This window comes from Segatella copri, assembly GCF_002224675.1.
Classification (GTDB): Bacteria; Bacteroidota; Bacteroidia; order Bacteroidales; family Bacteroidaceae; genus Prevotella; species Prevotella copri_U.
In genome coordinates this window covers 1-14942 of sequence record NZ_NMPZ01000029.1, presented here as the reverse complement: position 1 = coordinate 14942, position 14942 = coordinate 1, and the positions used below count along the sequence as shown (strand labels likewise).

The following is a 14942-nucleotide window of genomic DNA, read 5'->3' as shown; positions in this document are numbered from 1 at the left end:
AGACAATGAACAACGTATTTGTATATTGCGAGGTAGAAGGCACAACCGTTGCCGAAGTATCTCAGGAATTGCTCACCAAGGGTCGTAAGCTCGCTAACCAGCAGGGCGTGGAGCTCCATGCCATCGTGGCTGGTACTGGCATCAAGGGTCAGGTAGAGGATCAGATTCTCCCTTATGGTGTAGATAAATTATTTGTTTTCGATGCTGAGGGATTGTTCCCATACACTTCAGCTCCACATACCGACATTCTCGTCAACCTCTTCAAGGAGGAGAAGCCTCAGATTGCATTGATGGGTGCCACCGTTATCGGTCGCGACCTCGGTCCTCGTGTTTCTTCTTCATTGACCAGCGGTCTTACAGCCGACTGTACAGAGCTTGAAATCGGTGATTACGACGACAAGAAGAGCGGCAAGCACTATGAGGGTCTGCTCTATCAGATTCGTCCTGCTTTCGGTGGTAACATCGTGGCTACCATCGTCAACCCAGAGCACCGTCCTCAGATGGCTACCGTCCGTTCCGGCGTAATGCAGAAGAGCATCTACGAGGGTGAGTGCAAGAAGGAAGTGGTTTATCCAGAGGTAAGCAAGTATGTTCCTGCTGAAGACTTTGTAGTAAAGGTACTCGACCACCACGTAGAGGCTGCCAAGCACAACCTGAAGGGTTCTGCCATCGTTGTAGCCGGCGGTTATGGTGTAGGAAGCAAGGAAGGCTTCGACCAGCTCTTCGAGTTGGCTCATCTCCTCCATGGTGAGGTAGGTGCTTCCCGTGCTGCAGTAGATGCAGGTTGGGTAGATCACGACCGTCAGATTGGTCAGACTGGTGTTACCGTTCATCCTAAGGTTTATATCGCCTGCGGAATCTCTGGTCAGATTCAGCACATCGCCGGTATGCAGGATTCAGGTATCATCATCTCTGTGAACAACGATCCTGATGCTCCAATCAACAAGATTGCCGACTACGTTATCAACGGTAATGTAGAGGATGTGGTTCCTAAGCTCATCAAGTACTACAAGCAGAATTCTAAGTAATCTGCATTACACATTATTTAAATAAGAAAAGCAAAATGGCTAATTATTATACAGACCATCCTGAAATAGAGTTCCACTTGAATCATCCGCTCATGAAGCGTGTTGTGGACCTGAAGGAAAGAAATTACGCAGAAAAAGACCAGTTTGAAGATGCTCCTGTCAACTACGAGGATGCCATCGAGAACTACAAGCGATTGCTGGATATTACCGGCGATGTAGCTGCTAACATCATCGAACCAAACTCTGAGGATGTTGACCTCGAAGGTCCACACTTGGAGAACGGCCGCATGATTTATGCCAGCAAGACATTCGAGAACCTCGAAGCTACCCGCAAGGCTGGCCTCTGGGGCTTGTCAATGCCTCGTCGTTACGGCGGCTTGAACCTGCCTAACGCCATCTTCTCTATGGCTTCAGAGATTATCGCTGCTGCCGATGCCGGTTTCCAGAACATTTGGTCTCTCCAGAGCTGTATCGATACACTCTATGAGTTCGGTTCTGAGGAGCAGCGCCAGAAGTACATCCCTCGCATCTGCGCAGGCGAGACTATGAGTATGGACTTGACTGAGCCTGATGCAGGTTCCGACTTGCAGCGCGTGATGCTGAAGGCTACACAGGATGAGGACGGCACATGGCGTCTGAATGGTGTGAAGCGTTTCATCACCAATGGTGACTCAGACATCCACCTGGTTCTGGCTCGTTCAGAGGAAGGCACCAAGGATGGTCGTGGTCTTTCTATGTTCATCTACGACAAGCGTGATGGTGGCGTAACCGTTCGTCACATCGAGCACAAGTTGGGTATTCACGGTTCTCCTACCTGCGAGTTGGTTTACAAGAATGCCAAGGCTGAGCTTTGCGGTAACACCCGTCTCGGTTTGATTAAGTACGTGATGGCTCTGATGAATGGTGCCCGTCTGGGTATTGCTGCTCAGAGTGTAGGTGTTGAGCAGGAGGCTTACAACGAGGGTTTGGCTTATGCCAAGGAGCGTGCTCAGTTTGGTGAGAAGATCATCAACTTCCCAGCCGTTTATGATATGCTTTCAAGAATGAAGGCTAAGTTGGATGCAGGCCGTTCACTCCTCTACTGCTGCGCTCGCTACGTAGATATCTACAAGGCTTTGGAAGACATCGCCCGCGACACTAAGCTCACTCCAGAGGAGCGTCAGGAGATGAAGAAATACACCCGCCTTGCCGATGCATTCACACCATTGGCAAAGGGTATGAACTCAGAGTATGCCAACCAGAATGCATACGATGCCATCAGCATCCACGGTGGTTCTGGTTTCATCATGGAGTACAAGTGCCAGCGCCTGTTCCGTGATGCCCGCATCTTCTCTATCTACGAGGGTACCACCCAGCTTCAGGTTGTTGCAGCCATCCGCTACATCACCAACGGTACTTATCTCAGCATCATCAAGGAGATGTTGGAGAATGAGGTATCAGATGATTTGAAGGCATTGAAGGAGCGCGTTGCCAAGCTCGTAGAACTTTACGAGGCAGCCATCAACAAGGTGAAGGAAGCTAACGATCAGGCAGTTCACGACTTCCTGGCTCGCCGTCTCTACAATATGACTGGCGACATCGTAATGTCTCTCCTCATCCTCGACGATGCTACCAAGGCACCAGAGATGTTTGCCAAGAGTGCCAACGTTTATGTTCGCATGGCAGAGGAGGAAGTTCTCGGCCATTCAGCATACATCCAGAACTTCAAGGCAGAAGACTTGGAGAGCTTCAAGGCATAAGACATTTATAAGAATCAGATAATTTAAAAAGTCCGTGGGCAATGAATGTTCACGGACTTTTTTTGTATAAAAGATACCTCTCAACACATATAAAATTTTGGGGGAATCGGTAGAGCACACTCGCCAGGGTAGCTTCCTGCTCCACGTTGTCGATATATCTGAATCTGGTTCTCCAGAGATGGGTAGCCAGCGGAGGAAAAATGGCGCAAGCCACAGCCGGCTGATAGATTTCCGGAGTCTTGGAAATCAGCAGCTCCACAAGCTTCGGCAGCTTCTTCGGCATCGGAGGCGGAACAGGATAATCCTCGTCTTCGGAACTTTGAACTCCGTTACTTTGAACTGTATGATTATCATAGCCTGCCATTTGCCTATTATATTATCATTCTACTATTTTAACTCCAGCTGCTCAGCCGACAGCCCTGTTATTTCCATCACAGCAGCTACATCCATACCTTTTGCCAGCATCTTTTTGGCAATTTCGAAGCTTCGCTGATTCATGCCCTTTTCCATTCCTTCAGCCAGTCCTTCTTCTTTCCCTTCTCGCTTGGCGGTATCTATCGAATTCTTGATATCACGATACGCCATTTTGCTGGCTTCGTACTCTCGCTGCTCCTGCGGAGTGAAGTTGGGAAAATCTACCTGCTTCATAATCCTTATGTTATTAATGTTTCTTTTATAGGAGCAAAGTTACTTACGAGTTAGGATTATTAACGCAGTTTCAAATTGAAAGCTGCTGAAAATCGGCCCTTATCACACCTCGAAATTTGGTGGTTCCAGAAAAAAGCCGTATCTTTGCACCATCGTTAGGAGAAAGGCGACACCGTCATTCAGAGATAAGGCGCCAATCGGATGAATGACAAAAAACTAAATTAGTAACCATTAAAAATTGAATTATTAACCCTTTAAAAACTGATTGATTATGGGACAAGGAACTAGTAAGTATAGTAAGATTACACGTACCCCTCAGACGGGTGAGAACGCAGGTAAGAAGCTCTGGTATGCTACTGTCGTGAGCGACCGTGAGATGAGTTTCGAGGATTTCGTGACCCACATCTCTGAGCACAACTCTCCATACAGCCGAAGCACTATTCACGGTGTGCTGGGCGTGCATCTTATTGGGAGAAACACGAAGACCTGGAGCAACGCCGAGCTGAAGAAGCTCACCAAGATCGTGGCATACGATGACTATACCATCGGGGCTGAGGATGGCGGCGGAACCGACGGCGGCGGCGACAACGTAAATTTTTAAATCACTAATCACTAATCACTAAAAAAACTGCTTATGAAGAAAGAAACCTAGAAAACTGTATTTCAGATAGTTATATCTATCTTGACCGCCATCGCCGCCTCTCTGGGCGTGACGAGTTGCATGTCGTAGAAAATCGCGAACACTAACAAGAAGTGCCGGCAAGTTAAATCTTGTCGGCACTTTTCTATTCTTATATCATCCACACTAGGGGGGCCATTTTCTATCTTATTGCCTTATATGTCTTACAAAATCAGAATTTCAGGGGAATAATCGATTTTTTTCCATTTTATATAAACATCATTTATTTTTTTTATGTATCTTTGCCGAAAGTATTCATCATTTAATATATGAGCTTATGAAACGACTTATTGCTATTTTGTTTGTATTAGTGAATTCTCTTGCTATATTCGCCCAAAAGGACGTAACTAAGTTTCTTGGATTTCCCATAGACGGGACTATTTCAGAAATGAAGGCAAAACTAAAAACCAAGGGATTCAAACCAATTTCGTCTAGTGACGAACTTGAGGGGGAATTTAATGGTTTTAAAGCTTATGTTATGCCTATGGAAAATAAGGGAAAAGTTTGGCGCATTTGTGTTATCAATCAGACACCTACAAATGAAACGGATATCCGTATTCGCTTCAACAACCTTGTCCGCCAATTCTCCAAGAACACAAAGTATCTCCCTTTAAAGGAAGATCAATACATTAGTGAGGACGAGAATATCTCGTTTAATATGCAAGTAAAACACAAACGATATGAAGCGAATTTCACACAATTGCCATCAGATTCCTCTTTGATATTAAAATATGCTCATCAATGTGTACTAGCCAAATATACTGAAGAGCAAATTCAAAACCCAAAGCCAGAGGAAAAAACGGATATGACTAACATCTCTGTTGAAGCTATTAAGGATTTTTTGGATAAGAGATCGGTATGGTTCATGATTATAGAGAACTTTAACCAATATAATATAGCAATATACTACGAAAATGGATACAATATGGAGGATGGAGAAGACTTATGATATTAATTTATAGGAGGGAAAAATCTAATCCCTCTCCTATAATCTTCAAAGGTACCAAGGAGCTTGGTACCTTTCGTTGCTTTACCTTGGTACCTTTCACCAAAAAGCTTGGTACCTTTCGTTCTCGCCTTGGTACCTTTCGCCTAATGTACCATGCTTACCATGGTACATTTCTTCTTGAGGTGGTATCTTTTCACCAAATGTACCATGCCGAGGTAGTATCTTTTGACCAAATGTACCATGCTGAGGTGGTATCTTTTCGCCAAATGTACCATGCCGAGGTGGTATCCTTTGCTCTTTAGCGGTATCTTTTTCGCCCTTGAGGTCGTAACCTTTCATCTTGAGGTCGTAACCTTTCACCCTTGAGGTCGTAACCTTTCGCCCTAATCGGGAATAGGGATTTCCCCCTTCTACTTTAGGGAATCCTTCTCGTTTCTTTTCGAAAGAAAGTAGTACTTTTGCAGGCGTAAACAAGATAATGACCGAGCACTCTTTTTAAAAGGGGCTCAAGATTATAACTTTCAAAAACAGTATCGCTTATGAAAAGAAATGAAGTAATGGCACTCATCGTCACAGCCATATTGATGTTTGCCGTATGCCTCTCAGCTTCGGCTAAGGGAAAAAGAAACGTGGAGCGGGGAATGAGCAAGCAGGAAGTAATAGCCATTCTCGGAGAACCTAAGCTCACCAGTTTCGACATGTATGGGGACAAATGGGAATATGCTAAATATAATAATCTGTTTGGAGATTCCAAGTACATCACGGTCTTCTTCGACAGAAACGGAAAGGTTGTGCAGTACGATACAAGAATCATAGAACCCAACAGCAAGACATCAAATGTACAGCAACCACAACACCCTACTCCACCCCTCTACGATGGAAGATGTGATCCCGATGGCAGAATGGATTACGGCTATTGCCTCGATGATGCTTCCTTCTCCAAACTATATAATAAGGTGAAGAAGGCAAGCTTCGACGACAACAAGTTCGACCTGATAGAAGTGGCAAGCCTCGGCTGCTATTATTCCTGCGCCCAGGTGGTCCGCATCATGAAGATATTCCCTTTCGACGACGAACAGCTGAAAGCGCTCAAAATGATGGCGCCACATATCGTGGATCTTCAGAATACAGGTCTCATCTATAAAATATTCAGCTTCGACAGCGAAAAGGATAAGGCTGAGGAAATCATCAGAAATAGCAGATAAATAAGGTGATTGATGCCGGATTGCAAATCCGGCAGGACGCCTAACGGATATCAGATAACCACAGAATCAAATCCGTGAGCAAGATACAGCATCTTGCTCACGGATTTTTCTTTCCCCCTCCCTTGCCATTTTTTCACAAAAATCACAAGGATTGTTAAAATTGAAACTTTATGCTAAACTTTTCCGTCTAAATGCAATCAGATTAATATCTTTCTGAAATAAATAAAACGGGATAAAAAGAAAATAGAAGAAGATTATGAACGGAAAAGTAAAAAACGCAATGGCTGTCCTGCTCCTTGTGGCGGCACCATTGGCTACGCAGGCAAAACAATGGTCGCTGAAAGACTGTATCGACTATGCGCTTGCCAACAACATCGCTCTTCAGAAGACGCAACTCACCAAGGCCAGCGCCCAAGAAGATTATCTGCAGTCGAAAGCTGCTCTGCTTCCGTCGCTCAGCGCCAGCACCAACCAAAGCGTGAACTATACGCCGTGGGTGGCTAGCGGTATCAGCGGTGACGGTTTCTCAAGAGCCAGCATCGACAAGGTGTATTACAACGGAAACTACTCCGTGATGGGTAACTATACCATCTGGAATGGAAACAAGAACCATAATCAGGTAAAACTGAACCAGCTCTCTGCCGAGGCTGCACAGCTCGATTCGGCTACTCAGGCTATCAAACTGCAGGAACAGATTGCACAACTCTACGTGCAGATTCTCTACTCTACAGAGGCTATCCAGGTGAACAAGGAGAGCTATCTCTCGAGCCAGCAGAACGAGGAACGGGGCAAGGAGATGGTGAAGATAGGCAAGATGAGTCAGGCAGACCTGGCACAGCTCACCGCTCAGCGGGCTCAGGATGAATTCAACATCGTGCAGGCTGAAAGTAATGTGAAGAACTACAAGCGACAGTTGAAGGAACTGCTTCAGATTACAAGTGATGAAGCTTTTGACATCGAGATTCCGAATACCACCGATGAGATGGCTCTCGTAGCTGTTCCGGCAATGAACGGAGTCTATGCTGCGGCTCTCGAAAACCGTCCGGAGTTCAAGACCATCAAGAATCAGTTGGCTCAGAACGACTTGAACATCAAGATTGCGAAGGCGGGCAAGCTGCCTACCATCAGCGCCAACGGAGGTATCTCTACCAGCAATACTTCCATGAACAGCAATGGTCTTGCCAAACAGTTGAAGACCAACTTCAGCGTTGGAGGCGGCGTAGGAGTGAGCATCCCTCTCTTTGAAAACCGTTCTACCAAGACTCAGGTGAACAAGGCATTGATTCAGCGCGAAAGCATCCAGCTCGACCTAAAGAACCAGCAGACCCAGCTCTACTCTACCATTGAGAACTACTGGTTGCAGGCTACCACCAACCAGAGCCAGTTTAAGGCGGCAAAGGTTAGCAGCGAGAGTGCCCAGACCAGTTACAATCTGCTGAGCGAGCAGTTTAAGCTGGGATTGAAGAACATCGTTGAGCTAAGAACAGGAAAGGATAACCTGCTCAAAGCGAAGCAGAACGAGCTCCAGGCGAAATACCTCGCCATCCTCAACATCAATATGTTGAAATTCTATAAGGAGGGACATATTTAAGGAGGGTGAAGGAGTTAAGGAGCTCCTTAACTCCCCCTCCCTAACAAAGTTTTATTATTTCGAATTAAATTAATCTGAATATAAATGAAAAAGTTGAGAATTAGCAAAATCTGGATTGCTGTCGTGGTGATAGTAATCGTTGCCGTGGCGGCATGGGCGATGTCGGGCGGAAAAAAGGAGGAAGATATTAACTTCAAGGAGGAAAAAGTGGCGCTGAAAACCTTGCAGAACAGCGTAACCGCTACGGGTACCATCGAGGCGGTGACCTCAGTAACCGTGGGTACACAGGTGAGTGGTATCGTCAACAAACTCTATGTGGACTACAACTCCCAGGTAAAGAAGGGACAGGTCATCGCAGAACTCGACAAGACCAATCTCTTGAGCGAACTGAATACCGCGAAGGCAAACCTAGCCAGCGCACAGAGCAGTCTGAACTATCAGGCAGCCAATATGGAGCGCTACAAAACCCTTTACAAGAAGGGACTTGTCAGCGCCGATGAATACGAGAATGCACTCCTCACCTATCGCCAGGCTAAGGAGCAGGTTGCGTCTTCCAAGGAAAACGTACAGAGAGCGCAGACCAACCTCGGCTATGCTACCATCACCTCTCCTATCGACGGAACCGTGATTTCGAAGAGCGTAGAGGAAGGTCAGACCGTAGCTGCAAGCTTCAACACCCCAGAGCTTTTCACCATCGCCAAGGACCTGACCAATATGCAGGTAGTAGCCAATGTGGACGAGGCTGATATCGGCAATGTAAAGGAGGGCGACCGAGTAACTTTCACCGTAGATGCCTATCCGGATGATACCTTCGAGGGAACCGTGAAGCAGGTGCGTCTGGAAGCTACAACTACCAATAACGTAGTAACTTACGAGGTTGTAATCTCAGCACCAAATGCTGATTTGAAATTGAAACCGGGTCTTACAGCCAACGTTACCATCTACACCCAGGAGCGCAGCGGCGTGCTCGCCGTAGCCAACAAGGCTCTCCGCTTTACCCCTACCAAGGAAACCGTGGGCAAGGATATAAAGATTGTGGATTGCAAGGGCAAGAACAAGGTCTGGACATTGAACGGCAACACCCTCACCGCTCATCCTGTAACCATCGGTCAGAGTGATGGAATCAATACAGAAATCACCAAGGGATTGAAGCAGGGCGATAAGATTGTAACGGAAATCGTGGTGAATGTTCCGGAAGAAGAGGATGCTCCACAGCAGAGTCAGGGACTGATCAGCGGTCCGGGTCCTAGAGGAAAGAAGAAGTAAGGGGAGAAGTAAAAAAGAATCATTATGTCTGAAACATCAAATAACAACGAGAACAAGAAGGTGGTGATAGAGCTCGACAACGTTCGCCGCGACTTTCTTGTGGGTGATGAAACCGTCCACGCCCTGAAAGGCGTAAGCTTCAAGATCTACGAGGGCGAGTTCGTTACCATCATGGGTAAGTCGGGTTCCGGCAAATCCACCCTGCTCAATCAGCTGGGCTGCCTCGACACCCCTTCCAAGGGCGAATATTACCTGGATGGCGTGAGCGTGCGCAAGATGAGCCGCAACGACAGAGCCATCCTGCGCAACCGCAAGATTGGCTTCATCTTCCAGAACTACAATCTCCTGCCAAAGACCACGAGTGTGGAGAATGTAGAGCTGCCGCTGATGTACAATCCTGCCATCAGCGCAGAAGAGCGCAAGCAGCGTGCCATCGAAGCTCTGAAGGCTGTAGGACTGGGCGAGAGACTCTATCATAAGAGCAATCAGATGTCGGGTGGACAGATGCAGCGTGTAGCCATCGCCCGAGCACTGGTGAACAATCCTGCTGTGATTCTCGCCGACGAGGCTACGGGTAACCTGGATACGAGAACCAGCTTCGAGATTCTGGTTCTCTTCCAGAAACTCTACGCTGAGGGCAGAACCATCATCTTCGTAACCCACAACCCGGATATCGCCAAGTATTCCAGTCGCAACATCGAATTGCGCGACGGACACATCATCAGCGATACCTATAATGACCACATCCTTTCGGCAGCAGAAGGCCTTGCCGCCCTGCCAGCCAATACGGACGAATAACAGTATAGAATATGAATTATCAGAATCTTTTTAAGATAGCCATCCGGGCGATAGCAGCCAACAAGATGCGCTCCTTCCTCACAGCCCTAGGCATCATCATCGGTATTGCAGCCGTGATTACGATGCTTGCCATCGGACAGGGAAGTAAGGCGAGCATCAAGGCGAACATCGCCGAGATGGGTAGCAATATGATTATGATTTCGCCGGGTGCCGACATGAGAGGCGGTGTGCGACAGGATGCTTCATCGATGGAGACCCTGAAGCAGGCAGACTACCAGAGCATCAAGGAGGATTGTAATTACATCAGTGCCATTTCGCCTACCGTAAACAGTTCGGGACAGTGGATTTACGGCAACAACAATACGCAGAGTTCCATCTATGGCGTGAACCAGGACTACCTGAGCATCCGCCAGCTGAAGGTGGCAGATGGAGAAATGTTTACTGATACCGATATCAAGGCAGCAGCCAAGGTCTGCATCCTGGGTCAGACCGTAGTGGATTATCTCTTCTCCGACGGCAGCGACCCGATCGGCAAGGTAGTACGTTTCAACAGCATCCCGTTCCGTGTAGTAGGAGTGCTCCAGAAGAAGGGTTACAACTCCATGGGAATGGACCAGGATGACCTCGTGCTCGCCCCATACACCACCGTGATGAAGCGAATCCTGGCACAGACCTATCTGGGCGGAATCGTATGTTCTGCCATTACTGAGGAAGCATCGCAGCCTGCGCAGGATCAGATTTCGGAAATCCTCCGCCGCAATCATAAGTTGAAGGAAGCCACCGAGACCACCGAGGCAGATGAGGATGATTTCAACATCCGTTCGCAGGAGGAAATCTCCAGCATGATGAATTCCACCATGTCCACCATCACCATTCTTCTGGGTAGTGTGGCAGGAATTTCCCTGCTGGTGGGCGGTATTGGAATCATGAACATCATGTATGTTTCAGTTACCGAGCGAACCCGTGAAATCGGTCTTCGAATGAGTGTGGGAGCTAGAGGAATTGATATTCTGAACCAGTTCCTCATCGAGGCGATTCTGCTCTCTGTAACCGGTGGAATCATCGGAGTAATCCTGGGAGTGAGTCTGTCGCTGAGTCTGAATGCCTTCCTGCACATAGCCACTCAGATAGAGCCTTGGAGCATCATCATGAGTTTCGCCGTCTGTACCTTCACCGGTGTGTTCTTCGGATGGTATCCGGCCAAGAAGGCAGCAAGACTCGACCCTATCGAGGCAATCAGATACGAGTAAAAATCTGATCAGTTTTTTCAGAAATATATCTGTTTTATCAAAACTTTATTGTATTTTTGCAGAAGAATTCAAGAAACTTAAACTCAATTGAGTTCATCTGGATAAAATAGAAATATACTTGAGATAAAACAGATAGAAAAAAAGAAAAATGAATACAGAAATATTATCAGCAGATAAAGACCCGATGGGCGCAGCCATTCTCGACTTTCAAAAGCAGGGGAAGGCGGCCCGACTGAGAGTGCTGTCTTCGATGTTCGAGGAAGACGAAATGCCAGTAACCCATCTCTTCAGAAGCGTCCCGGAAATGCCGGTGCTGGAGCAGAAAGCCTTGCAGCTAGCCAAGGGACGGGTGCTGGATATTGGAGCCGGCAGCGGTTGCCATACACTCGCCCTGCAAGAGAAGGGCTTTACGGTGAAGGCGATAGATATTTCGCCCTTGAGTTGCGAAGCAATGAAGTTGAGAGGAGTGAAGGATGCGGAATGCATCAATCTCTTCGACGATCATCTGGGAACGGGTTTCGATACGATTCTCCTCCTGATGAACGGAACGGGAATTGCCGGAAAGATAGAACATCTCCCTGCCCTCTTCCAGCGCCTGAAGGCGTTGCTGAATCCGGGCGGTCAGATTCTCATCGATTCCTCCGACCTGAAATACATCTACGAGAATGAGGATGGAAGTTTCGATATCAATCTGAACGGAGCCTATTACGGAGAAGTAGATTATCAGATGATCTACAAGGATGTAAAGGGCGACCGCTTCGACTGGCTCTACGTGGATTTTCCATTACTGAAATCCATCGCCGAAACCTGCGGCCTACATGGGGAACTCGTGGCAGAAGGCGAACACTACGACTATCTGGCGAGAATCTTCTAAGCATCCAAAAGGCGATAAGATTTTACAGTATATAAAGAAAAAAAGGAGTTAAGGCCATCATCTTAACTCCTTTTTTCTTTATATTTTATCATAGATACTTATCGTAGGATTTCTATTTTATCGCAGAAATCGTGACATCCGAGAAATCGTTCATCAGGTCAAGAATCTCCAGGGTATGGAAATCCTTCTTCGCCTTCACTTCGATATTCGCCTCCAGGAATTCCTCCTTGGATAACCGGCGCTCTTTCAGTTCGTAGGAATGCACCTCCATTCCCTTCTGCTTGATTTGACTGATGAATTCCTTCACGCTCTCACGAGACGGGGCAGAGAAATTCAGCTCAACGGTAGTGGTTCCCAATGGCGGAATCCAATAGTTCAGCACCTCCAGTCCCAGCAGCACCATCACCGTGGTAAGAGCCGCCGCAACATACATTCCCGTACCGCACGCCAATCCGATGGCCGCCGTCACCCACAAGCCAGCCGCCGTAGTAAGACCACGCACCACATTCTTCTGGAAGATAATCGTACCGGCGCCCAGGAATCCGATGCCCGAAACCACCTGCGCCGCCACACGCGAGGAATCCTTCAGATCCACTCCGAATCCAAACTGGGAAACGACACAGAAAAGCGCACTTCCCAAAGCCACCAGGAAGTGGGTGCGGAAACCAGCCTCCTTGGCACGATATTCTCGCTCAATGCCTATCGCTCCTCCCAAAAGCAGGGCGAGAGAAAGGCGAATGGTCAGGTCAATATAAGTTGCATCCATATTATTGTCCTTTCTTTAATTAATCAACAAAAAATCATTTAATTGCAAATATACAACTTTTCTTGGAAAGAAAGGCGAGAATTTCAAAAAAATAATGTATCTTTGCAACTGTTAGTGCCAATTTCGGCAATTTACTCTATTTATTCACAAATACACATTATTTAATAATATATATGGCAACAGTTGACGACAAGAAGATCATCTTCTCAATGGTGGGCGTATCTAAGATTATCCCACAAAACCAGAAACAGATTCTGAAGAACATCTACCTATCGTTCTTCTACGGAGCAAAAATCGGTATCATCGGTTTGAACGGTGCCGGTAAATCTACGTTGATGAAAATCATCGCAGGACTTGAGCAACCTACCCAGGGTGAGGTGGTTTGGAGCCCAGGCTACTCTGTGGGCTACTTGCCTCAGGATCCTCCACTCGACGAGAACAAGACCGTGAAGGAAAACGTGATGGAGGGTGTGCAGAAAATCTATGATGCACTCGCAGAATACGAGGACATCAACAATAAGTTCGGTCTCGAAGAATATTACGGAGACCCTGATAAGATGGACAAGCTGATGCAGCGTCAGGCAGAGGTGCAGGATATCATTGATGCAACCGATGCCTGGAACATCGACTCCAAGCTGGAGCGTGCGATGGCTGCCCTGCATTGTCCTCCTGGCGATTGGCCTGTTACCAATCTCTCGGGTGGTGAGCGCCGCCGTGTGGCTCTCTGCCGCCTGCTCCTGCAGAAGCCGGACGTACTCCTGCTCGATGAGCCTACCAACCACCTGGATGCTGAGAGCATCGACTGGCTGGAGCAGCACCTGCAGCAGTATGAGGGTACGGTTATCGCCGTTACCCACGACCGCTACTTCCTCGACGACGTGAGCGAGTGGATTCTGGAGTTGGACCGTGGCGAGGGTATTCCATGGAAGGGCAACTACTCTTCATGGCTCGACCAGAAGACCAAGCGAATGATTCAGGAGGAGAAGACTGCCTCTAAGCGCCGCAAGACATTGGAGCGCGAGTTGGAATGGGTTCGCATGGCACCTAAGGCTCGTCAAGCTAAGGGTAAGGCTCGTCTGAACTCTTACGAGCAGATGCTCAACCAGGAGCAGAAGGAGCGCGAGGAGAAGCTGGAAATCTTCATCCCTAACGGTCCTCGTCTGGGCAACAAGGTGATTGAGGCTCAGCATGTAAAGAAGGCGTTCGGCGAGAAGGTTCTCTTCAACGACCTCAACTTCATGCTTCCTCCTAACGGCATCGTAGGTGTGATTGGTCCTAACGGAGCCGGCAAGACTACTCTCTTCCGCCTCATCATGGGCTTGGATCAGGCTGATGGCGGTACATTCGAGGTGGGTGAGACCGTGAAGCTGGCTTATGTTGACCAGCAGCACAAGGACATCGACCCTCAGAAGACCGTTTACGAGGTGATTTCTCAGGGCAACGAGACCTTGCGTCTGGGTGGCAGAGACGTGAATGCACGTGCTTACATCAGCCGTTTCAACTTCTCGGGCACCGACCAGAGCAAGCTCTGCAGTGTTCTCTCAGGTGGTGAGCGCAACCGTCTGCAGTTGGCTTTGGCATTGAAGCAGGAAGGCAACGTATTGCTTCTCGATGAGCCTACCAACGATATCGACGTGAACACGCTGCGTGCCTTGGAGGAAGGTTTGGAAGCATTTGCCGGTTGTGCGGTGGTAATCAGCCACGACCGCTGGTTCCTTGACCGTATCTGTACCCACATTCTTGCCTTCGAGGGCAATGGTGAGGTCTTCTTCTTCGAGGGCAGCTATTCTGAGTATGAAATCAACAAGGCCCGCCGTCTTGGCGATACAGAGATCAAGAAGGGTCGCTATCGCAAGTTGATGGAGGAATAGTCACCTATTCTGTGTAAATACAAATGTAAATACAAACGCAAATGTAAATACAACTGTAATTCTACTCAAGTTTCGCATGTAAGCTCCACACGCCCTGAAAGGGCAGAAGCTCCTAGCCCAGGGCATCGCCCTGGGTATAATAGCAATCAATAAGACGCCCTGTAAGGGCAAAAGCTTTGTACATTGCCAGTATTTTAAAGCTTTTGCCCTTACAGGGCGACGGGTTTGCGTTCATAATTACCCAGGGCGATGCCCTGGGCTAGGAGCTTCTGCCCTTT

At 47.8% G+C, this 14942-nt stretch carries 14 protein-coding genes and 1 pseudogene; 12 read left to right on the top strand and 3 right to left on the bottom strand.

Going from position 1 to position 14942, the window contains the following annotated elements; genetic code table 11:
- Positions 1-5: 5 nt before the first annotated feature.
- Positions 6-1028 carry an electron transfer flavoprotein subunit alpha/FixB family protein gene (locus CFT61_RS13945; protein ID WP_089545009.1) on the top strand — a complete coding sequence of 341 codons (1023 nt, stop codon included), beginning with the start codon at positions 6-8 and terminating at the stop codon, positions 1026-1028.
- Between the two features lie 35 nt (positions 1029-1063).
- Entirely contained in the window at positions 1064-2767 is a 1704-nt protein-coding gene (locus tag CFT61_RS13940; protein WP_089545008.1) for an acyl-CoA dehydrogenase family protein, read from the top strand.
- Between the two features lie 49 nt (positions 2768-2816).
- Here the strand turns inward: CFT61_RS13940 and CFT61_RS17460 are convergent, their stop codons facing one another.
- Together CFT61_RS17460 and CFT61_RS13930 are read right to left on the bottom strand one after the other, a co-directional pair.
- Entirely contained in the window at positions 2817-3131 is a 315-nt protein-coding gene (locus CFT61_RS17460; RefSeq protein WP_367379345.1) for a hypothetical protein, read from the bottom strand.
- 23 nt (positions 3132-3154) lie between these two features.
- The gene (locus CFT61_RS13930; protein WP_176425617.1) at positions 3155-3415 is read right to left on the bottom strand and encodes a hypothetical protein; all 261 of its coding nucleotides are present in this window, start codon (positions 3413-3415) and stop codon (positions 3155-3157) included.
- A gap of 271 nt (positions 3416-3686) precedes the next feature.
- Between CFT61_RS13930 and CFT61_RS13925 the strand changes: the two genes are divergently transcribed.
- The 9 genes and pseudogenes from CFT61_RS13925 to CFT61_RS13885 all read left to right on the top strand — a co-directional run bounded on the left by CFT61_RS13925 (position 3687) and on the right by CFT61_RS13885 (position 12027).
- Positions 3687-4016 carry a hypothetical protein gene (locus CFT61_RS13925; RefSeq protein ID WP_254918987.1) on the top strand — a complete coding sequence of 110 codons (330 nt, stop codon included), beginning with the start codon at positions 3687-3689 and terminating at the stop codon, positions 4014-4016.
- Between the two features lie 60 nt (positions 4017-4076).
- A pseudogene (locus CFT61_RS17385) lies at positions 4077-4145 on the top strand (smalltalk protein); the annotation flags it as partial.
- 226 nt (positions 4146-4371) lie between these two features.
- Positions 4372-5043, top strand: a complete 672-nt coding sequence (locus CFT61_RS13920; protein ID WP_089545007.1) for a hypothetical protein — start codon at positions 4372-4374, stop codon at positions 5041-5043.
- A 539-nt stretch (positions 5044-5582) separates the two neighbouring features.
- The gene (locus tag CFT61_RS13910; protein WP_089545005.1) at positions 5583-6248 is read left to right on the top strand and encodes a DUF4476 domain-containing protein; all 666 of its coding nucleotides are present in this window, start codon (positions 5583-5585) and stop codon (positions 6246-6248) included.
- A gap of 256 nt (positions 6249-6504) precedes the next feature.
- Positions 6505-7839 (top strand): TolC family protein, encoded by a 1335-nt coding sequence (locus CFT61_RS13905; RefSeq protein WP_089545004.1) that lies wholly within the window; start codon positions 6505-6507, stop codon positions 7837-7839.
- A gap of 84 nt (positions 7840-7923) precedes the next feature.
- Positions 7924-9105, top strand: a complete 1182-nt coding sequence (locus CFT61_RS13900; RefSeq protein ID WP_089545003.1) for an efflux RND transporter periplasmic adaptor subunit — start codon at positions 7924-7926, stop codon at positions 9103-9105.
- 24 nt (positions 9106-9129) lie between these two features.
- Complete coding sequence (locus CFT61_RS13895; RefSeq protein WP_089545002.1) at positions 9130-9903, top strand: ABC transporter ATP-binding protein; 774 nt, start codon at positions 9130-9132, stop codon at positions 9901-9903.
- A gap of 11 nt (positions 9904-9914) precedes the next feature.
- Positions 9915-11153 (top strand): ABC transporter permease, encoded by a 1239-nt coding sequence (locus tag CFT61_RS13890; protein ID WP_089545001.1) that lies wholly within the window; start codon positions 9915-9917, stop codon positions 11151-11153.
- A 148-nt stretch (positions 11154-11301) separates the two neighbouring features.
- Positions 11302-12027 carry a class I SAM-dependent methyltransferase gene (locus CFT61_RS13885; protein WP_089545000.1) on the top strand — a complete coding sequence of 242 codons (726 nt, stop codon included), beginning with the start codon at positions 11302-11304 and terminating at the stop codon, positions 12025-12027.
- A 112-nt stretch (positions 12028-12139) separates the two neighbouring features.
- On the opposite strand, the gene CFT61_RS13880 is transcribed toward CFT61_RS13885, so the two are convergent.
- Positions 12140-12793: an MgtC/SapB family protein gene (locus tag CFT61_RS13880; protein ID WP_089544999.1), complete on the bottom strand. Its 654-nt coding sequence runs from the start codon at positions 12791-12793 to the stop codon at positions 12140-12142.
- A 173-nt stretch (positions 12794-12966) separates the two neighbouring features.
- Here CFT61_RS13880 and ettA point away from each other — a divergent pair, with 173 nt between their 5' ends.
- Positions 12967-14664 (top strand): energy-dependent translational throttle protein EttA, encoded by a 1698-nt coding sequence (ettA, locus tag CFT61_RS13875; RefSeq protein WP_006847047.1) that lies wholly within the window; start codon positions 12967-12969, stop codon positions 14662-14664.
- Positions 14665-14942: the final 278 nt, after the last annotated feature.